General features: G+C 58.3%; 24 protein-coding genes and 1 tRNA gene. 19 read left to right on the top strand and 6 right to left on the bottom strand.

The features are described 5' to 3' along the window. The first annotated feature begins 41 nt into the window (after positions 1-41). Positions 42-344: a YkgJ family cysteine cluster protein gene (locus tag A7K61_RS15810; protein WP_003188364.1), complete on the top strand. Its 303-nt coding sequence runs from the start codon at positions 42-44 to the stop codon at positions 342-344. Positions 345-517: 173 nt separating this feature from the next. Here A7K61_RS15810 and A7K61_RS15805 read toward each other — a convergent pair whose 3' ends face one another. The 6 genes from A7K61_RS15805 to hemA all read right to left on the bottom strand — a co-directional run bounded on the left by A7K61_RS15805 (position 518) and on the right by hemA (position 5,883). Beyond that, entirely contained in the window at positions 518-1,036 is a 519-nt protein-coding gene (locus A7K61_RS15805; RefSeq protein WP_014716838.1) for an acyloxyacyl hydrolase, read from the bottom strand. Positions 1,037-1,147: 111 nt separating this feature from the next. After that, positions 1,148-1,942, bottom strand: a complete 795-nt coding sequence (murI, locus tag A7K61_RS15800) for a glutamate racemase (protein ID WP_044271411.1) — start codon at positions 1,940-1,942, stop codon at positions 1,148-1,150. Then, positions 1,935-2,690, bottom strand: coding sequence for a molybdopterin-synthase adenylyltransferase MoeB (locus A7K61_RS15795; RefSeq protein WP_069557896.1), 756 nt, complete (start codon positions 2,688-2,690; stop codon positions 1,935-1,937). The genes murI and A7K61_RS15795 overlap by 8 nt, the downstream gene beginning before the upstream one ends. Next, positions 2,684-3,514 carry a peptide chain release factor N(5)-glutamine methyltransferase gene (gene prmC / locus A7K61_RS15790; protein ID WP_047712546.1) on the bottom strand — a complete coding sequence of 277 codons (831 nt, stop codon included), beginning with the start codon at positions 3,512-3,514 and terminating at the stop codon, positions 2,684-2,686. Before prmC ends, A7K61_RS15795 begins: the two co-directional genes overlap by 7 nt. Beyond that, complete coding sequence (gene prfA, locus A7K61_RS15785) at positions 3,515-4,597, bottom strand: peptide chain release factor 1 (protein ID WP_044271404.1); 1,083 nt, start codon at positions 4,595-4,597, stop codon at positions 3,515-3,517. Beyond that, positions 4,594-5,883, bottom strand: a complete 1,290-nt coding sequence (gene hemA, locus A7K61_RS15780) for a glutamyl-tRNA reductase (protein WP_003188356.1) — start codon at positions 5,881-5,883, stop codon at positions 4,594-4,596. Before hemA ends, prfA begins: the two co-directional genes overlap by 4 nt. Positions 5,884-6,200: 317 nt before the next feature. On the opposite strand from hemA, the gene A7K61_RS15775 reads away from it, so the two are divergent. The 18 genes from A7K61_RS15775 to hrpT all read left to right on the top strand — a co-directional run bounded on the left by A7K61_RS15775 (position 6,201) and on the right by hrpT (position 20,256). Next, complete coding sequence (locus A7K61_RS15775) at positions 6,201-7,925, top strand: tetratricopeptide repeat protein (protein ID WP_044271401.1); 1,725 nt, start codon at positions 6,201-6,203, stop codon at positions 7,923-7,925. A 4-nt stretch (positions 7,926-7,929) separates the two neighbouring features. Next, positions 7,930-8,547, top strand: a complete 618-nt coding sequence (gene lolB, locus A7K61_RS15770; protein WP_044271399.1) for a lipoprotein insertase outer membrane protein LolB — start codon at positions 7,930-7,932, stop codon at positions 8,545-8,547. A 49-nt stretch (positions 8,548-8,596) separates the two neighbouring features. Beyond that, positions 8,597-9,400 (top strand): 4-(cytidine 5'-diphospho)-2-C-methyl-D-erythritol kinase, encoded by an 804-nt coding sequence (gene ispE, locus A7K61_RS15765; protein ID WP_153475606.1) that lies wholly within the window; start codon positions 8,597-8,599, stop codon positions 9,398-9,400. Between the two features lie 37 nt (positions 9,401-9,437). Then, positions 9,438-9,512: transfer RNA gene (locus A7K61_RS15760), tRNA-Gln, on the top strand. Between the two features lie 46 nt (positions 9,513-9,558). Continuing rightward, positions 9,559-10,500, top strand: a complete 942-nt coding sequence (locus A7K61_RS15755) for a ribose-phosphate pyrophosphokinase (protein WP_003171603.1) — start codon at positions 9,559-9,561, stop codon at positions 10,498-10,500. Between the two features lie 137 nt (positions 10,501-10,637). Further along, positions 10,638-11,237: a 50S ribosomal protein L25/general stress protein Ctc gene (locus tag A7K61_RS15750; RefSeq protein ID WP_069557895.1), complete on the top strand. Its 600-nt coding sequence runs from the start codon at positions 10,638-10,640 to the stop codon at positions 11,235-11,237. Between the two features lie 167 nt (positions 11,238-11,404). Continuing rightward, a complete protein-coding gene (pth, locus tag A7K61_RS15745) occupies positions 11,405-11,989 on the top strand; it encodes an aminoacyl-tRNA hydrolase (protein ID WP_003188350.1) in 585 nt (194 codons plus the stop codon). A 21-nt stretch (positions 11,990-12,010) separates the two neighbouring features. After that, on the top strand, positions 12,011-13,111 hold the full coding sequence (gene ychF, locus A7K61_RS15740) for a redox-regulated ATPase YchF (protein ID WP_032893664.1): 1,101 nt from the start codon (positions 12,011-12,013) through the stop codon (positions 13,109-13,111). A 319-nt stretch (positions 13,112-13,430) separates the two neighbouring features. Beyond that, positions 13,431-14,354 carry a sigma 54-interacting transcriptional regulator gene (locus tag A7K61_RS15735; protein ID WP_047712543.1) on the top strand — a complete coding sequence of 308 codons (924 nt, stop codon included), beginning with the start codon at positions 13,431-13,433 and terminating at the stop codon, positions 14,352-14,354. A gap of 217 nt (positions 14,355-14,571) precedes the next feature. Then, positions 14,572-14,775: a hypothetical protein gene (locus A7K61_RS15730; protein WP_044271389.1), complete on the top strand. Its 204-nt coding sequence runs from the start codon at positions 14,572-14,574 to the stop codon at positions 14,773-14,775. 115 nt (positions 14,776-14,890) lie between these two features. Continuing rightward, positions 14,891-15,259, top strand: coding sequence for an EscI/YscI/HrpB family type III secretion system inner rod protein (locus tag A7K61_RS33770; protein WP_047712541.1), 369 nt, complete (start codon positions 14,891-14,893; stop codon positions 15,257-15,259). Positions 15,260-15,264: 5 nt separating this feature from the next. Continuing rightward, entirely contained in the window at positions 15,265-16,065 is an 801-nt protein-coding gene (gene sctJ, locus A7K61_RS15720; RefSeq protein ID WP_044271387.1) for a type III secretion system inner membrane ring lipoprotein SctJ, read from the top strand. A 13-nt stretch (positions 16,066-16,078) separates the two neighbouring features. Further along, the gene (locus tag A7K61_RS15715; protein ID WP_047712540.1) at positions 16,079-16,627 is read left to right on the top strand and encodes a hypothetical protein; all 549 of its coding nucleotides are present in this window, start codon (positions 16,079-16,081) and stop codon (positions 16,625-16,627) included. 11 nt (positions 16,628-16,638) lie between these two features. Next, a complete protein-coding gene (gene sctL, locus A7K61_RS15710) occupies positions 16,639-17,232 on the top strand; it encodes a type III secretion system stator protein SctL (RefSeq protein ID WP_069557894.1) in 594 nt (197 codons plus the stop codon). 59 nt (positions 17,233-17,291) lie between these two features. Continuing rightward, the gene (locus tag A7K61_RS15705) at positions 17,292-17,507 is read left to right on the top strand and encodes a hypothetical protein (RefSeq protein ID WP_044271382.1); all 216 of its coding nucleotides are present in this window, start codon (positions 17,292-17,294) and stop codon (positions 17,505-17,507) included. After that, complete coding sequence (locus tag A7K61_RS15700) at positions 17,508-17,900, top strand: type III secretion protein (protein ID WP_069557893.1); 393 nt, start codon at positions 17,508-17,510, stop codon at positions 17,898-17,900. 14 nt (positions 17,901-17,914) lie between these two features. Continuing rightward, the gene (gene sctC, locus A7K61_RS15695) at positions 17,915-20,056 is read left to right on the top strand and encodes a type III secretion system outer membrane ring subunit SctC (protein ID WP_069557892.1); all 2,142 of its coding nucleotides are present in this window, start codon (positions 17,915-17,917) and stop codon (positions 20,054-20,056) included. Beyond that, complete coding sequence (hrpT, locus tag A7K61_RS33765; protein ID WP_044271377.1) at positions 20,053-20,256, top strand: HrpT family type III secretion system protein; 204 nt, start codon at positions 20,053-20,055, stop codon at positions 20,254-20,256. The genes sctC and hrpT overlap by 4 nt, the downstream gene beginning before the upstream one ends. Positions 20,257-20,267 lie beyond the last annotated feature (11 nt).

The following is a 20,267-nucleotide window of genomic DNA, read 5'->3' as shown; positions in this document are numbered from 1 at the left end:
ATTCATACGCGTCTAGCGCACTTGCCTTACACTGCGCGCCTATGACCAACATCCCTCACATTCAAATCACCGAACCCGTCACCTGCTCGACGTGCGCGGCCTGTTGCTGCCAGCTGGAAGTCATGCTGATCACCGACACTGGCGTGCCGCAACGTTTTATCGATACCGACGATTGGGGCGGTGAGGTGATGCTGCGCCTGGACGACGGCTGGTGCGCAGCGCTGGACCGCGACACGATGATGTGCACGATCTATGAACTGCGGCCGCTGATATGCCGGGAGTTCGAGATGGGGGCACCGGAATGCCTTGAAGAGCGTGAAGGCATTACCACGGCCTACCGCTGACCCCGAATGGCGTGATGATCACGGGCTTGTGTGGGAGCGGGCTTGTGTGGGAGCGGGCTTGTGTGGGAGCGGGCTTGCTCGCGAAGGCGGTGGGTCAGTCTAGGGATGTGCTAGCTGATACACCGCTTTCGCGAGCAAGCCCGCTCCCACAGGGGGGCCAAGCGTTTTTAAGATTACAACGGCATGGTGTAGTGCAGCGAGTAGCTCTCTACACCATCGTTATTGCTGCTGATGCCGGCGTTGGAATAATGCGTGGCACGAATGCCCACTTCATGCCCGCCGTTGAACCGCAGGCCGAAACCCAGGCGGTCTTCGAACTGGAAGGACTGGCCAATGTTGTTGTCTTCCAGCCGAGTGCGGGAGAACAACGCCACGCCGATACCGGCTTCGATGTAGGGCTTGACCGACTCGCCGGCAAACTCATACACAAATACCGGCGAGAACGACAGGCTGCTGGCGCCCGCACGGTCATCCCCTTCCCAATAGGTATAGGCGCCGCTCCAGTAGCCGGTCAGTCGGCCGACATTGCTCTGCATCCAGCTTTTGTCCCAATCGGAGGTCAGGCCCAGGCGGTAGGTCAGCGTCGAATCGCTGGTGCTGCCCAAGCCGAACTCCAGGCCGGCGGCCTGGGCTGAAACAGAGTGTCCCAACATAGCGGCCGCAATCGCAGCCAAACAGAACAAGCGCTTCATGTGAAACGTCCTTTGCAAACGGAATAATTGGGTTATGTACAGGCTAACGGGCTATAGAAGCCGACGCATAGCCAGAAGTTCAGCTTTTTTCAGTGTTATTTCACGAAATTTTCACGAGCCAAAGCTTCGCACAACTCCAGGATGTTTCCAAAGTGTCGGTAGGATATTTCTTAGGTGATACAGGTCGCCGCTGGTCCAGAACTGTGCAGGTTCAGGTTCGCCAGCGGCCAGCAGGTCGCGCTCACCGAGCAAGCGCTTGAGCTGGCGCGCCACGGCGGCGCCGGTATCAATGAGGATGATGCTGGGGGGCAGCATCTGCGCCAGGAGTGGCTTGAGGAAAGGATAGTGAGTACAACCCAGGATGATGGTGTCGCAACCAGCGCTGAGCAGCGGCTCGATATAGCCTTGCAGCAGGGCGCTCAAGGCGGGGCTATTCAGGTCGCCAGCTTCAATCAACTCCACCAGGCCTGGGCACGGCTGGGTAATCACTCGCACATCGGTGGCGAAGCGATCGAGCAAGGCGGCGAACTTGGCGCTTTGCAGGGTACCGGTGGTGGCAAGCACACCCACCACACCGCTGCGCGTGGCAGCAGCAGCAGGTTTGACCGCAGGTTCCATGCCGACCAACGGCCAGTCGGGGTAGTCCTGGCGCAAATCGGCGACGGCGGCGACGGTTGCCGTGTTACAGGCAATCACGAACGCCTTGGCGCCACGCTCGCGGAAAAACTCAGCGACCGAGCGAGAACGCTCAAGAATGAACGCAGGGGTTTTCTCGCCATAGGGAATGTGCCCACAGTCCGCCACGTACAGCAGCGACTCGTGAGGTAATAATTGCTGAATTTCTTCCAGCACCGTCAGGCCGCCGATGCCGGAATCGAACACACCAATAGGCGCGCCCTTAACCATGTTGTGTCCCGCAGACGCTACAGCCTGGGTCGCGCTTGACGCGCAACTCGCGAACACGCGTGGTCAGCGCATCGATCAACAACAAGCGTCCCACCAACGGCTCACCAAAACCGGCCAGCAGCTTCAAGGCTTCCAGCGCTTGCAGGCTGCCAACCACTCCCACCAACGGCCCGACGACGCCGGCTTCGCTGCAGGTCAGTTCAGTGTCGCTGCCGTGCCCATACAAACAGTGGTAACAGGGGCTGTCGGCGCGACGGGAATCGAATACCGACAATTGCCCCTCAAGGCGAATGGCCGCGCCACTGATCAACGGTTTGCCAGCGGTTACGCAGGTCGCGTTGACCGCCTCGCGGGTAGAGAAGTTGTCGCTGCAATCGAGCACCAGGTCCACTGCGTTGACCGCAGCGGCCAGCGAGTCGGCATCCAGCGCAGCACGATGGGCGACCAGGGTGACTTCAGGGTTGATCGCCTTCAGGCGCCCCATGGCCGAATCGACCTTGGTCTGCCCCACGCTATTAGTGTCATGGATGATCTGGCGTTGCAGGTTGGTCAAATCGACCGTATCGAAATCCGCCAAGTGCAATTCGCCCACCCCAGCAGCGGCCAGGTAAAGCGCCACCGGAGCGCCCAGGCCACCCAGGCCGACGATCAACGCGCGGCTCTGTTTCAGGCGTAATTGGCCGTCGATGTCCACATGCTGCAACAGAATCTGCCGGCTATAGCGCAACAGCTCCTGGTCGGTCAGCACGGGTGGCGCCCCAAGGTGATGCGCTCGTGACCGCCGAGGTCGATGCGGCTGTGTACGCCGTCAAAGCCCTGGTTCAGCAACAAGTCGCGCACGGCCTGGGCCTGGTCGTAACCGTGTTCGAGCAACAGCCAGCCGTCGTCGTTCAGGTGAGCAGGAGACTCTGCAATGATCAGGCGCAAATCGTCCAGGCCATCGTGCCCCGCCACCAGCGCACTGGCCGGTTCGAAACGCACATCACCGGCCACCAGGTGCGGGTCATTGTCGGCAATGTAGGGCGGGTTGCTGATAATCAGGTCGAAGCGATGACCTTGCAGGGCGCTGAACCAATGGCTGCTCAGCACCGTGGCGTTATGGAGGTGCAGGCGTTGGCGATTGCGCTCGGCCAGGGCCACGGCCTCCAGCACGCGGTCGACCGCCGTGACCTGCCAGGCCGGGCGTTCGCTGGCCAAGGCCAAGGCGATGGCGCCGGTGCCGGTGCCCAGGTCCAGGACCTGGGCGGGCGTGGCGGGCAGCAACTCCAGGGCAGCCTCCACCAGCAGCTCGGTTTCCGGGCGCGGGATCAGCGTATGCGGAGCCACTTCAAGGTCGAGTTTCCAGAAGCCTTGCTGGCCGAGGATATACGCCACCGGCTCGCCGCTGCGGCGGCGCTGCAGGTAGCTCGCAAACGTCAGGGCATCTTCGCTGCTGACGATTTTTTCCGGCCAGGTATGCAGGTAGCTGCGCGATTTACCCAGGGCAGCGGCCAGCAGTAACTCCACGTCCAGGCGCGCTGTCGGCGAGTCGGGCAAGTCAGCGGCGCGCAGCAGGCTGGCAATGATGGTCATTTAGTCACCTATCGCCGCCAGTTGATCGGCCTGGTATTCGGCGAGCAGCGGCTCGATCACCGCATCCACGCCACCGGCGAGGATTTCGTCAAGGGAGTACAGGGTGAGGTTGACCCGATGGTCGGTAACTCGGCCCTGGGCAAAGTTGTAGGTGCGGATACGCTCGGAGCGGTCGCCGGAGCCCACCAGCAGCTTGCGTTCGCTGGCAATCGCATTGGCCGCGGCGCTGGTCTGCTGGTCGTTCAACTTGGCCGACAACCAGGACATGGCCCGCGCACGGTTCTTGTGCTGGGAGCGTTCTTCCTGGCACTCCACCACAATGCCCGACGGCAAGTGAGTGATACGGATCGCCGAGTCGGTCTTGTTAACGTGCTGGCCACCCGCACCGGATGAGCGGTAGGTGTCGACGCGCAAGTCCGCCGGGTTGATCTCGATGGCTTCCTGTTCGTCCGGCTCAGGCAACACGGCGACGGTGCACGCCGAGGTGTGGATACGGCCTTGGGATTCGGTGGCCGGCACACGCTGCACGCGGTGCGCACCGGATTCGAACTTCAGCTTGCCGTAGACGTTGTCGCCTTCGACCCGGGCGATGACTTCTTTATAGCCGCCGTGCTCACCCTCGTTCTCAGAGAGGATCTCCACGCGCCAGCCGCGACGCTCGGCATAACGCGAATACATGCGGAACAGGTCGCCGGAAAAAATCGCCGCTTCGTCGCCACCGGTACCGGCGCGGATTTCGAGGAACACGTTGCGCCCGTCGTTAGGGTCCTTGGGCAGCAACATGCGTTGCAAGTCACCCTCAAGCTCGGCGAGTTTTTCCTTGGCTTCGCGGACTTCTTCCACGGCCATTTCGCGCATGTCCGGGTCGTTGTCCTTGAGCAGGGCCTGGGCGCCTTCAAGGTCGGCCTGAACTTTCAGCAGGTTTTTATAGGTGGCCACAATGGGCTCAACTTCGGCGTATTCCTTGGAATAAGCGCGGAACTTGGTTTGATCGGAAATGACCTCGCCATCGCCGAGCAAGGCGGTCAGTTCTTCGAAACGGTCCTGGAGCACATCCAGTTTATTGAGCAGTGACGCTTTCATTGCGGTTTTTTATCCGAAGAGCTGTCTGACGCGCCCTCACCGAGGGCAAAGAGTTCCTGGGCCATGGCCAGCGCATCGAGGCGGCCTTCGGCGGTAAGCTTTTTCAACTGGACGCTAGGGGCGTGCAGCAGTTTGTTGGTCAGGCCACGGGCTAACTGCATCAGCACCTCCTCGGCGCCGCTGCCGTTGGCCAGCATGCGCTGGGCCTTGAGCAACTCTTCATCGCGCAGGCGTTCGCCCTGCTGACGATACGCCTTGAGCACATCCACTGCCGCCAGTTCACGCAGGCGCACCATGAAATCTTCAGCGCCGGTGCTGACCATTTCCTCGGCGGCCTGGGCGGCGCCCTGACGGCTCTTGAGGTTTTCCGCGACGACTTCGTGCAGATCATCGACGCTATAGAGGTAAACGTCGTCCAACTCGCCGACTTCGGGCTCGATATCGCGCGGAACGGCGATATCTACCATGAAGATCGGCTTATGCTTGCGCAGCTTCAACGCGCTCTCGACCGCGCCCTTGCCCAGAATCGGCAATTGGCTGGCGGTGGAACTGATGACGATGTCACTGCGTACCAGCTCAGCGGGAATGTCCGACAGCAGCACCGCATGGGCACCGAACTGCTCGGCCAGAATGCTGGCGCGCTCCAGGGTGCGGTTGGCGACCACAATACGCTTCACGCCAAGGTCGTGCAGGTGACGGGCCACCAAGGTGATGGTTTCCCCGGCGCCGATCAGCAGGGCCTGGCTGCGCTGCAAGTCGCTGAAGATCTGCTTGGCCAGGCTCACGGCGGCAAAGGCCACGGACACCGGGTTTTCGCCGATGGCCGTGTCGGTGCGCACTTGCTTGGCGGAATTGAAGGTGGCCTGGAACAGGCGGCCCAGCAACGGGCCGACGGTGCCGGCCTCACGGGCCACGGCGTAAGCGGACTTCATCTGGCCGAGGATCTGCGGTTCGCCCAATACCAGCGAGTCGAGACCGGCCGCCACGCGCATCATGTGACGAACTGCCGCATCCTCTTCATGCACATAAGCGCTGGCGCGCAGGTCATCGAGGCTCAAATGGTGATAATCGGCCAGCCAGCGCAGCACGACATCCGCTGAAAGATGTTCCTGCTCTATATAGAGCTCGCTGCGATTGCAGGTCGAAAGGATCGCAGCTTCGCGGCTGTCGGTGAGCCGGCAGAGCTGCTGCAGGGCCTCAACCAACTGCTCTGGCGTAAACGCCACGCGCTCGCGCACGTCTACGGAGGCAGTCTTGTGGTTAATACCGAGTGCGAGGAAGGCCATTCAATATCGCTGATGATGTCGGGAAGCCGACAATTGTCCTACTTCGAAAGATCCAGAACAACCACCGTCGTCTATTGTCCCTATACCTTGTGCCTATCAATGCACTTTTGTAGGAGCGAGCTTGCTCGCGAAAAACCTGAGAGCGCCGCTGAGCGCCAGGCGTCCCGCGTTATCGTTGACGATTTTCGCGAGCAAGCTCGCTCCTACAAAAGGAAAGGCAAAAGGCAGCAATAGTCGTATTCCGAGTGCCCCGGTTATGTTTGGCCGAAGGCTTGTGTCATGATGATCCGACCGCAGGTTAGTCGTCCTCTTCCTATATGAATAGATCTTCCGCGTTGCTCCTCGCTTTTGTCTTCCTCAGCGGCTGCCAGGCCATGGCCCCCGTGTCGCCGGACGCTACGTCGCCGGTGGAAGACAGCACTCCCGCCCCTGAAAAGCCCAAGGTTTATTCCTCGTTCAGTGAAGAAACGATCTACAGCCTGCTGACCGCTGAACTGGCCGGCCAGCGCAATCGCTTCGATATTGCGCTGGATAATTACGTGACCCAGGCCATCAATACCCAGGACCCGGGGATTTCCGAGCGAGCGTTTCGCATCGCCGAATACCTGGGCGCCGACCAGGCAGCGCTGGACACCTCGCTGATCTGGGCCAAAAACGCCCCGGATGACCTGGAAGCCCAGCGCGCCGCAGCCGTGCAACTGGCGCGTGCCGGGCGCTATGACGACTCCATGGTCTATATGGAGAAGGTTTTGCAGGGCAAGGGCGACACGCATTTTGACTTTCTTGCGCTATCGGCCGCCGACACCGACCAGGACACGCGCAATGGCCTGATGAAGAGTTTTGATCGCCTGCTGCAAAAGCACCCGAAGAACAGCCAGTTGATTTTCGGCAAGGCCCTGCTGCTGCAACAGGACGATGAAGCCGACGCCGCGCTCAAACTCCTGGAACAGAACCCGCCGGAAGAAGGCGAAATCGCGCCGATCCTGTTGCGTGCACGCCTGCTGCAAAGCCTTAACCGCGGCAAGGAAGCGATTCCGCTGCTGGAAAAAAGCATCAAGAAATACCCCGGCGACAAGCGCCTGCTCCTGACCTATGCACGCATGCTGGTTGAGCAGGACCGGATGGAAGACGCCAAAGTGCAGTTCGCCAACCTGGTCCAGCAATACCCGGACGACGACGAACTGCGTTATTCCCTGGCACTGGTGTGCCTGGAAGCCAAGGCCTGGGACGAGGCCAAGGGCTACCTGCAAGAGCTGATCGAGCGTGACAGCCACGTGGACTCGGCGCACCTGAACCTGGGCCGCATCGCTGAAGAGCGCAACGACCCGCAGGCGGCCCTGCTTGAATACGCCCAGGTCGGCCCCGGCAATGACTACCTGCCAGCGCAGTTGCGCCAGGCCGATATCCTGATGAGCAATGGCCGCACCGACGAAGCGGAAAAACGCCTGGCCGCGGCCCGCGATGCCGAGCCGGACTATGCCATCCAGCTGTACCTGATCCAGGCCGAGACCTTATCGGCCAACAAGCAGGGCGAACGCGCCTGGAAGTTATTGCAACAGGCGTTGCTGCAATACCCCGACGATTTGAACCTGCTGTACACCCGCGCCATGCAGGCGGAAAAACGCAATGACCTGGCACAGCTGGAAAAAGACCTGCGCCTGATCATCAAGCGTGACCCGGACAACGCCATGGCCCTTAACGCTTTGGGCTATACCTTGTCCGACCGCACCACGCGCTACGCCGAAGCCAAGGCGCTGATCGAACAAGCCCACCAGCTCAACCCGGAAGACCCGGCCGTGCTCGACAGCCTGGGCTGGGTGAATTACCGCCTGGGCAACCTCGACGAGGCCGAGCGCTTGCTGCGCCAGGCCCTGGAGCGTTTCCCGGACCAGGAAGTTGCCGCACACCTGGGCGAAGTGCTCTGGGCCAATGGCAAGCAGCGCGAAGCCCGACAAATCTGGGAAAAATTCCTCAAGGAACAACCCGACAGCCCCATCCTGCGCAGCACCATCAAGCGCCTGACCGGATCCGAGACCCTTTAAATTTATGTTCTTGCGCCACGTTATTGTTTTCAGCTTCATCGCCCTGCTCGCCGGTTGCGCGGGTATCGGCAGCCGTGAATCCGTTGAAGGCCAGGGCAACCCGGCCCAATGGAAACAACACAAGGACCAGCTCAGCAGCATTGATGGCTGGCAGATCGAGGGCAAGGTCGGGGTGCGCGCGCCGAAAGACTCCGGCAGCGGCACCCTGTTCTGGCTGCAACGCCAGGACTATTACGACATTCGCCTCTCGGGCCCCCTGGGCCGTGGCGCAGCCCGCCTGACTGGCCGGCCGGGGCAAGTGAGCCTGGAAGTGGCCAACCAGGGCCGCTACGAGGCAACCTCCCCGGAAGAACTGCTAGAGCAGCAGATCGGCTGGAAGTTGCCCGTCTCGCATCTGGTCTGGTGGGTGCGCGGCCTGCCGGCGCCGGACAGCAAGAGCCGTCTGAGCCTCAATGGCGACAGCCGCCTCGCCACCCTGGAGCAGGATGGCTGGCAGGTCGAATATTTGAGCTATGTGGAACAAGGCGGCTACTGGCTTCCAGAACGTATCAAGCTGCATGGCACCGACCTTGACGTCACACTGGTGATCAAGGACTGGCAACCGCGCAAGCTGGGGCAATAACGTGTCCGCACAAAAATTGACCCTGCCCTCCCCGGCCAAGCTCAACCTGATGCTGCACATCCTTGGTCGCCGTGAAGATGGCTATCACGAATTGCAGACGCTGTTTCAATTTCTCGACTACGGCGATGAGCTGACCTTTGCGGTGCGTGACGATGGCGTGATCCAGCTGCACACCGAATTCGACGGCGTGCCCCACGACAGCAATCTGATTGTGCGGGCGGCAAAAAAACTTCAGGAACACTCTGGCTGCACACTCGGCATCGATATCTGGATCGACAAAATCCTGCCCATGGGCGGTGGTATCGGTGGTGGCAGCTCAAATGCCGCCACCACCTTGCTGGGCCTCAATCACCTATGGCAACTGGGCTGGGACCATGACCGCCTTGCTGCGCTGGGCCTTACGCTGGGCGCCGACGTCCCGGTTTTCGTGCGGGGGCACGCCGCATTTGCTGAAGGCGTTGGGGAGAAACTCACCCCTGTAGAGCCCGAAGAACCTTGGTATGTCGTGCTGGTGCCGCAAGTATCTGTAAGTACAGCAGAAATTTTTTCAGATCCGTTGTTGACACGTAACTCTTCTCCCATTAAAGTGCGCCCCGTTCCCAAGGGAAACAGTCGAAATGACTGCTTACCGGTTGTAGCAAGGCGTTATCCAGAGGTACGTAACGCTTTGAATTTGTTAGGTAAATTTACCGAAGCAAAATTAACCGGAACTGGAAGTTGTGTGTTTGGGGGCTTCCCAAGCAAAGCTGAAGCTGATAAAGTCTCGGCCCTTCTTACAGAGACCCTTACAGGGTTTGTAGCAAAGGGAAGCAACGTTTCGATGTTGCATCGCAAGCTGCAAAGTCTGCTCTAAAAGGAACCGAGTGTTAGGCACTCGTTGCAACAGATACAGGGGCGTCGCCAAGCGGTAAGGCAGCAGGTTTTGATCCTGCCATGCGTTGGTTCGAATCCAGCCGCCCCTGCCATTTTCTAATACTCATCCAGGTTACCCTCAGCCTCTAGGTACTGCGCGTGTCCAAGATGATGGTCTTTACGGGGAATGCCAACCCCGATCTGGCTCGACGTGTCGTACGTCAGCTGCATATCCCTCTCGGTGACATCTCTGTCGGTAAATTCTCCGACGGTGAAATTACAGCCGAGATCAATGAAAATGTCCGCGGTAAAGACGTCTTCATTATTCAGCCGACCTGCGCTCCGACCAACGATAACCTGATGGAACTCGTCGTGATGGCTGATGCCTTCCGCCGCTCCTCAGCGACTCGAATCACAGCTGTAATCCCTTACTTTGGTTATGCCCGTCAGGATCGCCGTCCGCGTTCCGCACGTGTGGCTATCAGCGCGAAAGTCGTTGCTGACATGCTGACCGTGGTAGGTATCGACCGTGTGCTCACGGTTGACCTGCACGCTGACCAAATCCAGGGGTTCTTCGATATTCCGGTAGATAACATCTACGGCTCCCCCGTTCTGGTGGATGACATCGAAGACCAGCGCTTTGAAAACCTGATGATCGTGTCCCCGGACATTGGTGGCGTCGTGCGTGCACGGGCTGTTGCCAAATCCCTGGGCGTGGACCTCGGGATCATCGACAAACGCCGTGAGAAAGCCAATCACTCTGAAGTGATGCATATCATCGGTGATGTCGAAGGGCGTACCTGTATTCTGGTTGATGACATGGTCGACACCGCCGGCACCCTGTGCCACGCGGCGAAAGCCTTGAAAGAGCACGGTGCGGCAAAAGTCTTCGCCTACTGCACACACCCTGTGCTGTCGGGCCGAGCGATCGAGAACATCGAGAACTCCGTGCTGGACGAACTGGTGGTGACCAACACCATCCCGTTGTCCGCCGCAGCTCAAGCCTGTGCACGTATCCGCCAACTGGATATTGCACCGGTCGTTGCCGAAGCGGTTCGCCGCATCAGCAATGAAGAATCGATCAGCGCGATGTTCCGTTAAGGGTCAAACCAACGGATCACCTCACTGACGAAAAGCGCCCCGCCCCAGCATTCCGCTGGGGCGGGGCTTTTTTGCCCATATCGAGTTCGGCGCTGGTCGCAAACGCCCCTCGATGATGGCTATTTTGGAGATACAACATGAACGAATTTACTCTGAACGCCCAAGCGCGTACTGACCTGGGGAAAGGTGCGAGCCGCCGCCTGCGTCACGCCGCCAACATCCCAGCCGTTGTCTACGGTGGTAACAAGCCTGCTGAATCCGTGACCATCCTGGCCAAGGAAATCGCCAAGCTGTTCGAAAACGAAGCTGCCTACAGCCACGTTATCGAGCTGAACATCGACGGCGCCAAGCAGAACGTCATCGTTAAAGCGATGCAGCGTCACCCTTCCAAGCAGTTCATCATGCACGCTGACTTCGTTCGCGTTGTAGCTGGCCAGAAACTGACCGCCATCGTGCCTGTGCACTTTGTGGGTGAAGAAGCTCCGGTCAAGAAAGGCGGCGAGATCTCTCACGTCCTGAACGAAATCGAAGTGACCTGCCTGCCGAAAGACCTGCCTGAGTTCATCGAAGTCGACCTGTCGGCTCTGGAAATCGGCGCCATCGTTCACCTGTCCGACCTCAAGGCTCCTAAAGGCGTTGAGTTTGTCGCACTGGCTCACGGTGATGACAAAGCGGTTGCCAACGTTCACGCTCCACGCGTTGCTCCAGAAGAAGCTGAAGAAGGCGCTGCAGAGTAATTCACTCTGTATTGCCGGAGCTTGAGGAAACATCGCGGACCGAAACGTAGCGAGAAAGCGGGCGATAACGCGGCGTTTACTCTTGAGTAAATGATGTAGTGTCGTCCACTTTCGCCGCACACGGGTACGGCGATGTTATCCACAACTCCAAAGGAAGGGCCCCTGTCGTGACTGCCATCAAACTGATCGTTGGCCTGGGAAATCCAGGCGCCGAATACGAACAGACCCGGCATAACGCGGGGGCCCTTTTTGTTGAGCGTATCGCCCACGCCCAAGGCATCAATCTGGTGGCCGATCGCAAATATTTTGGCCTGACCGGGCGCTTCTCGCACCAGGGTCAGGATGTTCGTCTACTGATTCCCACCACCTACATGAACCGCAGCGGCCAGGCTGTCGCGGCGCTTGCGGGCTTCTTCCGGATCAAACCCGAAGAAATCCTGGTGGCCCATGACGAACTGGACCTGCCACCCGGCGTAGCCAAGCTCAAGCTCGGCGGCGGGCATGGTGGGCACAATGGCCTGCGCGACATCATCGCGCAGTTGGGCAATCAGAATAATTTTTACCGTCTGCGGCTCGGCATTGGCCACCCAGGCGTTGCCAGTATGGTTTCAAATTTCGTCCTGGGTCGTGCGCCACGCGCCGAACAGGAAAAACTCGATGCCAGCATCGATTTTGCCCTCGGCGTGCTGCCGGATATCTTCGCCGGTGAATGGAACCGTGCGATGAAAAACCTGCACAGCCAGAAGGCCTGACTCTTACCGAGGGGAAACACCATGGGATTCAATTGCGGCATCGTCGGCCTGCCCAACGTCGGCAAATCCACCCTGTTCAACGCCCTGACCAAGTCCGGTATTGCGGCGGAGAACTTCCCCTTCTGCACCATCGAACCCAACAGCGGCATTGTGCCGATGCCGGACCCGCGTCTTGACGCACTGTCGGCCATCGTCAATCCCAAGCGCATCCTGCCGACCACCATGGAGTTCGTCGACATCGCAGGCCTCGTCGCCGGCGCCTCGAAAGGTGAAGGCCTGGGCAACAAGTTCCTGGCCAACATCCGCGAAACCGATGCCATCGCCCATGTGGTCCGCTGCTTTGAAGACGAGAACGTGATTCACGTCTCCAACAGCGTCGACCCGAAACGCGACATCGAGATCATCGACCTGGAACTGATCTTCGCCGACCTCGACAGCTGCGAGAAGCAACTGCAGAAAGTCGCGCGTAACGCCAAGGGCGGCGACAAGGATGCAGTGGTCCAGAAGGGCCTGCTGGAGCAACTGATCGCGCACTTCACCGAAGGCAAGCCAGCGCGCAGCCTGATGAAGAACATGGGCGCAGACGAGAAGGCCGTGATCAAGGGCTTCCACCTGCTGACCACCAAGCCTGTGATGTACATCGCCAACGTTGCCGAAGACGGCTTCGAGAACAACCCGCTGCTCGACGTGGTCAAGGCCATTGCCGACGAAGAAGGCGCCATCGTTGTTCCGGTGTGCAACAAGATCGAAGCGGAAATCGCCGAGCTCGATGACGGCGAAGAAAAGGACATGTTCCTCGAGGCCCTGGGCCTGGAAGAGCCTGGCCTGAACCGTGTGATCCGCGCCGGCTACGAAATGCTCAACCTGCAGACCTACTTCACCGCCGGTGTCGAAGAAGTCCGCGCCTGGACCGTCAAGGTTGGTGCCACTGCGCCACAGGCCGCCGGCGTGATCCACACTGACTTCGAAAAAGGCTTCATCCGCGCCGAAGTGATCGCCTACAACGACTTCATCCAGTTCAAGGGTGAAGCCGGTGCCAAGGAAGCCGGTAAATGGCGCCTGGAAGGCAAGGACTACATTGTTAAAGACGGCGATGTGATGCACTTCCGCTTTAATGTGTAATCGCCACCTGTAAACTTAGTTCCAGACTAAAAGCCGATGCATTGCATCGGCTTTTTTGTGGCCGCACGCTTAATAAACCACCGCTAACTTACCTCAAAACACTCCGACCTCTCAGAAACTTCCTATTTACCTCCCAACACATTACACCCACAAAACCAAAACCTTTTAAAATCCAAACTTACAATCATTTTCCTACAGTATTCCGGCCTATAACTACCCCTGCACCGGGTGACAACTTTTATAATCTGCGCTCTACTGAGCTGGCGCTTTCACACCGTCTTCCAACAGTGAAGTCATAGCGAACAGGGAGTATCAATCGATGTCGGCCTACGTCCAGAAGGATAATAAAACAGACGTTTCACTCATCGAGGGTCAGGAACTTGAAACCACGCTTAATAACACCGCCGCGCTTAACGTTGATATCCTGCTGTTAGGAGAGACGGGTACCGGCAAAGATACGCTTGCACAACGGATTCATCGCTTATCGGGCCGACGAGGTAATTTTGTTGCCGTGAACTGTGCGGCCATCCCGGAAAGCCTTGCGGAAAGCCAGTTGTTCGGTGTCAACAGCGGTGCCTATACCGGGGCAATACAATCAAGGGCTGGCTTCGTCGAGGCAGCCCACCTGGGCACCCTGTACCTCGATGAAATCGACAGCATGCCCTTGAGCCTGCAAGCCAAGCTGCTGCGTGTGCTGGAGTGCCGTGGGGTGGAGCGCCTTGGCTCGACTCGGTTGATTTCCGTGGACATGCGCGTCATTGCATCGGCCCAGCAATCTCTACAAATCATGGTCGAACAAGGTGCCTTCAGGCGTGATCTCTACTTTCGACTGAATGTCGTGAGCATTGAACTCCCGGCCCTGCGAGATCGGCGCGAACGGATCATCCCGTTGTTTCGGCAAATGATTCAGGAAGAGGCGGACCAGTTCAAATGTACTCCGCCAACGCCGTCTGACGGCCTGTTGCATGAGCTGCTCTGCCACTCCTGGCGGGGTAATGTGCGGGAGCTACGCTCGACGGCGAAACGGTTCGTACTGGGCTTGCCGCCGCTCTCGATGCCTGCATGCAGCAAACAACCTACGCAGATGAGCCTGAAAGCACGTCTTCAACAAATTGAAAAAGCGCTGATTGAGGAGTCAATGTACCGCCACCAACATTGTGTGGACACCGTCGCGGTCGAATTGGGGCTCGCAAAGCGCACGCTGTACTACAGGATGAAACAACTGGGCATATCACTGACGTGATGACACAGGGCGCGCCTAAACACTCAGTAAAACTTAAGCATCCAGCCTCCGAAAAGCCGACCATAAAAAATCTTGTTACAGACATATTTGGAACGATTGAGCCCCGTGAACCACGTATTCAAAGCCTGGCTCAAGTTACAAAAAGTTCCAGACTTCAGCGGGTAGTGGCTCGCGACAAATGAGTCAACTTTCAAAATATCGAAACGGGAGTCTTATTATGAGTGGTATATCCGGTGTCAACTCGAACGCAACCATATACACCAAAGCCATGGAGGACATCGCCAAAACGGCGGGAGATGGTGGCGGTAGTAGCTCTGCGGCTGCACGCGCAGAAGCAGTCGCCGAGAAAACTTTCGCAGAAACCATGAAGGCAAGGCTGATCGCGGGCTTGTATACCGCGGCTAAAGAAATTCGTTCGTAACAGGACCACCTCCCCGGCTCATTAGCCGGGGAGGGTGTCATATGAACTCAAGTAGTCAATGCAGCATCTGCCATTTTCAAGAACCTGCTTCAAACACTCTCACCGCAGGCCCTATATGCAGATAGAAAAATTTGAATTTTCAACGCTGAATACCCCCCGCAATGGCACGGATGTCATACCGCACACTTCAGCACCTAGTGCGGATGCGAGTTTTTTCACGTCAATGCTCGATGGCCCGACAGCCATCAGGCCTACCGCCGCCATCCCTGCTGGTTTGACCCTGCTCACGGAACCATCAAAACATATCGCAGATATGAAAGACCGCCTCGCACGTGCGCTGAAATCGTCAAGTAAAGGCATGGATGCTGACGCATTCAGAGAATACCCGCGCGAACTCTCTAATGTGGCACTCACGACCCAACTGTTGGTAAAGAGCGTTGGCAAGACAAGCCAATGCATCGACAAAATTTGTAACCTGCAATAGTGAACATGATTAAATCTCTGTCTGCCGCCCTGCTTCTGTTACTCGTATTCACGTTAAACGGTTGCAGCGACCGCGTTGAACTTCATCGGCAACTTTCTGAGCAAGAAGCCAATGAAGTGGTAGCGGAGTTGGCAGATAAACATATTCGCGCCCAAAAAATCCCAGCCAAAGACGGCGTTGTCGTGGCCGTGCAAGCCGCCGACATTGGACGCGCAGTACGTACTCTGGAGGCCGCAGGCTTACCACGAGTGGCGCGGACCACGCTGGGCGATACCTTTCGCAAGGAGGGGGTCATTTCAACGCCGCTGGAAGAACGGGCACGCTACATCTACGCCTTATCCCAGGAGCTTGAGGCCACGTTATCCAACATTGACGGCGTTATCGTTGCCCGTGTGCATGTGGTACTGCCAGAACGCATCGCACCAGGCGAGCCAGTCCAACCCGCATCCGCGTCAGTATTCATCAAACATGATCCACGCCTGGATCCCGACAAAATCCGTGCGCGCGTTCGAAGGATGGTGTCCAGCAGCATCCCGGGCATGACGACAGCAGTGGACAACCCGCAGAAACTCACGGTGATCTTCGTGCCTGCCGCCGCCTATCAGGAACAACAGCGCCTGGCGTACTTCGGCCCCTTCCTGGTGCCAAACAGCGATCTTGGTTTTTGGCGAAACAGCGTGACCATTTCACTGCTCGGGTTGGTGGCGGCTGTGGCAGCCACGCTGTTCCTGAACAATCGCCGCCGGCGCCACGTACAAGAACCGGCGGTGGCAGGCAAACCGGTCGGCCCAGCCCATGACGCCTGAGCCCAATCCTCCCATGCGCGAAAATCTGGCCTGGGCACAGTGGTGGGCGTTCCCCTGGGACTATGCCCATGAAGACTGGAAGGATGACAAGTACCAAGCCATTAACGCGCTTTATCGTAGCCGCAGGTTGGTGCCGAGCGGGCTTACTGGTGTGGTGACATGCTTGCCCGCGCGCCCCCAGCCTGCCGTACTTCACATGGCCCTCGCTTCGACCGAACAACTGAACATGACGCTTGCGTTGGTTCACGACACGTTCAATCCTCAAGCCCCAGGCCTTTTGAGCGACAACGATCACCTGTGGTGCATACGTCTCTCCAAGGCGCTGCCCCCAGACATGCTCTCCTCTGGCGCAGAGCCATTGCAGTTGCTCCATAGCTGGGTAGAACCCGCTATCTGGCAACGCCTTCGGCTGCGCTTCTCCCGTGCACGCGTACTGGAGGTTGAAAAAAATAGCCTTTCGCTCGATACCACCAACAACCGACTGAACACGCTATGGCAAGCCGTCGTCTGGCGCGTTACGACGCTGGCAAGTGACCACCTGCCCCTTGACGCGAATGAGTAAGGAGACCAGCGATGTTATGCCGATACGCCATTGAGTTACTCAAGGACGCACCAGGGCTGCGGCACCCCCTGATTCCCCGGGAAGAACTTGCCAATTGGGTACAAGCCGAGGAGCTATTGAGCCGCGCCAGTGCCCAGGCCGATGAGCGGATACGGCAGGCGGAAAAGAAATGCGAAGCGCTACTGGAAAATGCCTCGCAGGAGGTCTGGCTACGCGCAGATGCTCAACTCAAACGCTGGGAGCGCGATCGCCAGGCAATGTGCGACAACCTGGAATACTACGCGACAGCAATCACCAACCAAGCTATTCGCTGTCTGCTTGACGAGACAGTACCCCCTCAACGGCTGGCCGCGTTGCTCAAGCAGTTGCTGGCCAACCAAGTCCAGGAAATCGAAGCGACGCTGTTTTGTCACCCACTTGACCTAGAGGCGATAAAACAACATCTCGACCATCACAAGAGCCCGTTCTGGAAACTCCAGGCTGACGAAGCACTCGAGCTCCAGACACTCGTACTGAAAACAGACGAAGGAGACTTTCGTATCAGTTGGCACTCGATGCTCGATATTTTTTTCAACCACAACAAAGAACGCAGGATTGACATCTAACCCCACCCGTCTCAATACATCGGATTTCTCCAACATTCAAAAATCCAAAAGGAACCACCATGGATGTTTATAGCGACCTCTCGCGTCAACTTTTAAAGAACAGCAACACCGCCAGTAAGGCTTACCAACAAACAACCAAGGAAGTTGACAATAGCGAAGACCCCTATTTGTTCTATGAACTGGCCGTCAAGGCTACAACTGCCCAGATGGCGTATCTGGAACACAACCGAACTCACCACATGTTGCTCAAGACTGTATTTGAGAGCGTTCCTTAAATGAAAGTGCTCATCAGTAAATGGTGGAAAAACCGTCAAGAGCCGCTCTCGTTGTTTGAAGGCGATGACGAAATCACTCTGAGATCCCAGGGCGACACCTTATTACTGGGGGCACATCTGAGTTTCCTTACACCAGAGCACCCAGGCTTGGAGCAGTGGATGCGTCTGGGCGCCGCCAGCTTGAACCATTTCCAGGGTGCGCTGGCTCAAAAAGCTGACACGGGCGCGCTGTGGTTGATTCAAAGCCTGCACACCGATCGTGGAGAAGCCCACGTGCTCGGTTGCCTCGAGGCTCTGCTCAACCAACGCGATACATGGCGCGCCATCGCTGCGCGCCTTGCTCGTCCAGGCCAGAACCTCAAACCCACCCCGCTGCGTTCACGCTCGTATTAATCAGAGATCTGTCTATGCCTAACAAGACCCATAAGGGCAACCGCTTGTACCTTGACTCGCCTGGTGTTTCATCCAAAAGAGCCCAGTGGCGGAACGTGCTCCTGTTTTCCTGGCTGCTGGTTTCAACGCACAGCGCGCTGGCCGCCATCCCGTCCGAATGGAAAAACACTGCCTATGCGTATGAAGCCGAGCACAAGCCTGTGCAGGACGTACTCGAAGACTTCGCCCGGACCTTCGGTACACAATTGCAGATCGAGGGCCTGCTGGAGGGCATCGTCAATGGCAAGATACGCGCTAACACCCCGCAGTCATTGCTCGACCGCCTGGGGGTAGAACATCGCTTCCAATGGTACCTGTACAACAACACGCTCTACATCAGTACTCTGGACCAACAGGAGTCTGCGCGCCTGGAGGTCTCCTCCGAAACCATTGCCGACCTCAAGCAGGCCCTCACCGATATTGGCCTGCTCGATAGCCGTTTCGGTTGGGGTGAGTTGCCCGAAGATGGCGTCGTGCTGGTCTCGGGCCCTCGACGCTATATCGAACAGATCAAGCAATTCAGCAGTCAACGCCGCTCGGTGGACGAAAAACAGAGTGTGCTGAGTTTCCCGCTGAAGTTTGCCAATGCAGCGGATCGCCACGTGGATTACCGCGGCCAGAAGATCACCATTGCGGGTGTTTCCAGCATTGTGCGGGGCTTACTGGAGCCACGCTCCAACGCGACAACCCCGGCGTTGGCCCAGCGCCCCGCCTCACAGCCCGCCCCTCTCGTGCCCAATGTTCCTCGCTTGAGCAACCCGTTGCTGGGGCAGACGCTCGGTACCAACAGCACGCCCATGCCAATGGATATTGGCGCCACACTCACCCCGCGCGCGCCGGCGCCGACCAGCCGGATTCGTGTCGAAGCCGACATTCGCAATAACGCGGTGCTGATCTATGACCTACCAGAGCGCCAAGCCATGTACCGCGAGTTGATCGCGCAACTCGATGTGGCGCGAAAATTGGTGGAAATCGATACGATCATTCTGGATATCGAGCGCACGCAGTTGCGTGAGTTCGGCGTGAACTGGGGGTTTCAGAACAGCCGCTTCCGTGGCGGCGCGAGCCTGGCGCCGGGCACATCGCAACAATTGTCGATCGAAAACCGCGACCGTTTTTATGCCGATATACGCGCACTGGAAGCCAAGGGGCTGGCGACCATGGTGTCCAACCCCTCCGTGCTGACCTTGGAAAACCAACCGGCGGTGATCGACTTCAACCGCACTCAGTACCTGACACCCGGTCGTCAGAACGCAACCATCCTGCCGGTCACCGTAGGTACCAGCGTACAGGTCGTGCCGCGCGTCATCACCAGCCGAGGCAGCCATCAGATTCACTTGGTCGTGGATATCGAGGACGGCATGTTCGACGAGTCCAGCCCCAATCGTGACCTCAAAGACCTCGATGTGCGCCGCGGTAACGTCAGCACCCAGGCGGTCATGGCGGAAAAGCGCTCAATGGTGGTGGGCGGATTCCACGTCACGGAAAGCGCCGACAGGCACAACAAAGTGCCGCTGCTGGGCGATATCCCACTGCTGGGCAAGGCGTTGTTCTCTTCAAGCGAACGGCAGAACAATCGACGTGAACGCCTGTTCATCATCACCCCACGCGTCATCGGCGACCAGGCCGATCCGTCCCGCTATTTGCCTCAGGCAGACCAGGCCGAGTTGCAGACGGCTCTTGCACCATTGGCCAGGCGCAACGCTCCTCACCAGCCTGAGATCAAGCGTAGCGACATCATTAGCACGTTGGCGCATCTGGTGACGGGGGAAGTGCCCAAGGCCTTCAAGTTGGCGCCCATGCCCCTCGGGTTGAACACGCTGTGCAGCCCCCGCGACTTGCTGGCGCTGAACACCGAGCGCAGCCAATGGTATGCAGGCCCTGAGTACAACGTCGCGGTCGTCGTGATGCGCAACCAGTTCAACCGTAATGTGCGCGTCGATGAAAAAGAGTGCAGCAACTCGCAAACGCTCGCCGTCACCGTGTGGCCACGCGCCTGGTTGAAACCTGGAGAGGAAGCCGAGGTTTTTATCGCCATGCGTCCGGTGGTGAAGGATGAACACCTCAGCGTGCCCCGCCCCACCTTAATTACTCCTTTTCACAAGGTTCGACCATGAGACATCAATTGTTGTGCGTAACCCTGATCGGCGCGGCGCTGCTCGTGAGCGCTTGTACCCCAACATGCAAAGGCGACTCGTGCTCACGCCCGCAGTCCACCGAGCAGAAGATGGTGATCTGGTGGCCCTCGCACATGCGCGTCCAGCCTGGCCCGTCCGGGGAGCGTGCGGATTACCAGACAATATCGCTGGAGCGCTGAGCATGACAGAA

Origin of the sequence: Pseudomonas sp. AP42 (assembly GCF_001728935.1) — a bacterium.
In the GTDB taxonomy this organism is placed as follows: Bacteria; Pseudomonadota; Gammaproteobacteria; order Pseudomonadales; family Pseudomonadaceae; genus Aquipseudomonas; species Aquipseudomonas lactis.
Note: the sequence above shows the minus strand (reverse complement) of the source record. Positions and strands in the feature narration are given on the sequence as shown.

Bases quoted from the DNA above. Each gene is read 5' to 3' on its own strand.
- A7K61_RS15730 (WP_044271389.1), top strand. From the start codon at position 14,572: ATGAGTGGTATATCCGGTGTCAACTCGAACGCAACCATATACACCAAA.
- ispE (WP_153475606.1), top strand. From the start codon at position 8,597: ATGCTGCACATCCTTGGTCGCCGTGAAGATGGCTATCACGAATTGCAG.
- A7K61_RS15750 (WP_069557895.1), top strand. From the start codon at position 10,638: ATGAACGAATTTACTCTGAACGCCCAAGCGCGTACTGACCTGGGGAAA.
- prfA (WP_044271404.1), bottom strand. From the start codon at position 4,597: ATGAAAGCGTCACTGCTCAATAAACTGGATGTGCTCCAGGACCGTTTC.
- A7K61_RS15700 (WP_069557893.1), top strand. From the start codon at position 17,508: ATGAAAGTGCTCATCAGTAAATGGTGGAAAAACCGTCAAGAGCCGCTC.
- ychF (WP_032893664.1), top strand. From the start codon at position 12,011: ATGGGATTCAATTGCGGCATCGTCGGCCTGCCCAACGTCGGCAAATCC.
- A7K61_RS15810 (WP_003188364.1), top strand. From the start codon at position 42: ATGACCAACATCCCTCACATTCAAATCACCGAACCCGTCACCTGCTCG.
- hrpT (WP_044271377.1), top strand. From the start codon at position 20,053: ATGAGACATCAATTGTTGTGCGTAACCCTGATCGGCGCGGCGCTGCTC.
- lolB (WP_044271399.1), top strand. From the start codon at position 7,930: ATGTTCTTGCGCCACGTTATTGTTTTCAGCTTCATCGCCCTGCTCGCC.
- A7K61_RS15705 (WP_044271382.1), top strand. From the start codon at position 17,292: ATGGATGTTTATAGCGACCTCTCGCGTCAACTTTTAAAGAACAGCAAC.
- sctJ (WP_044271387.1), top strand. From the start codon at position 15,265: ATGATTAAATCTCTGTCTGCCGCCCTGCTTCTGTTACTCGTATTCACG.
- A7K61_RS15775 (WP_044271401.1), top strand. From the start codon at position 6,201: ATGAATAGATCTTCCGCGTTGCTCCTCGCTTTTGTCTTCCTCAGCGGC.
- A7K61_RS33770 (WP_047712541.1), top strand. From the start codon at position 14,891: ATGCAGATAGAAAAATTTGAATTTTCAACGCTGAATACCCCCCGCAAT.
- sctC (WP_069557892.1), top strand. From the start codon at position 17,915: ATGCCTAACAAGACCCATAAGGGCAACCGCTTGTACCTTGACTCGCCT.
- A7K61_RS15735 (WP_047712543.1), top strand. From the start codon at position 13,431: ATGTCGGCCTACGTCCAGAAGGATAATAAAACAGACGTTTCACTCATC.
- prmC (WP_047712546.1), bottom strand. From the start codon at position 3,514: ATGACCATCATTGCCAGCCTGCTGCGCGCCGCTGACTTGCCCGACTCG.
- hemA (WP_003188356.1), bottom strand. From the start codon at position 5,883: ATGGCCTTCCTCGCACTCGGTATTAACCACAAGACTGCCTCCGTAGAC.
- A7K61_RS15805 (WP_014716838.1), bottom strand. From the start codon at position 1,036: ATGAAGCGCTTGTTCTGTTTGGCTGCGATTGCGGCCGCTATGTTGGGA.
- A7K61_RS15715 (WP_047712540.1), top strand. From the start codon at position 16,079: ATGCGCGAAAATCTGGCCTGGGCACAGTGGTGGGCGTTCCCCTGGGAC.
- sctL (WP_069557894.1), top strand. From the start codon at position 16,639: ATGTTATGCCGATACGCCATTGAGTTACTCAAGGACGCACCAGGGCTG.
- murI (WP_044271411.1), bottom strand. From the start codon at position 1,942: ATGGTTAAGGGCGCGCCTATTGGTGTGTTCGATTCCGGCATCGGCGGC.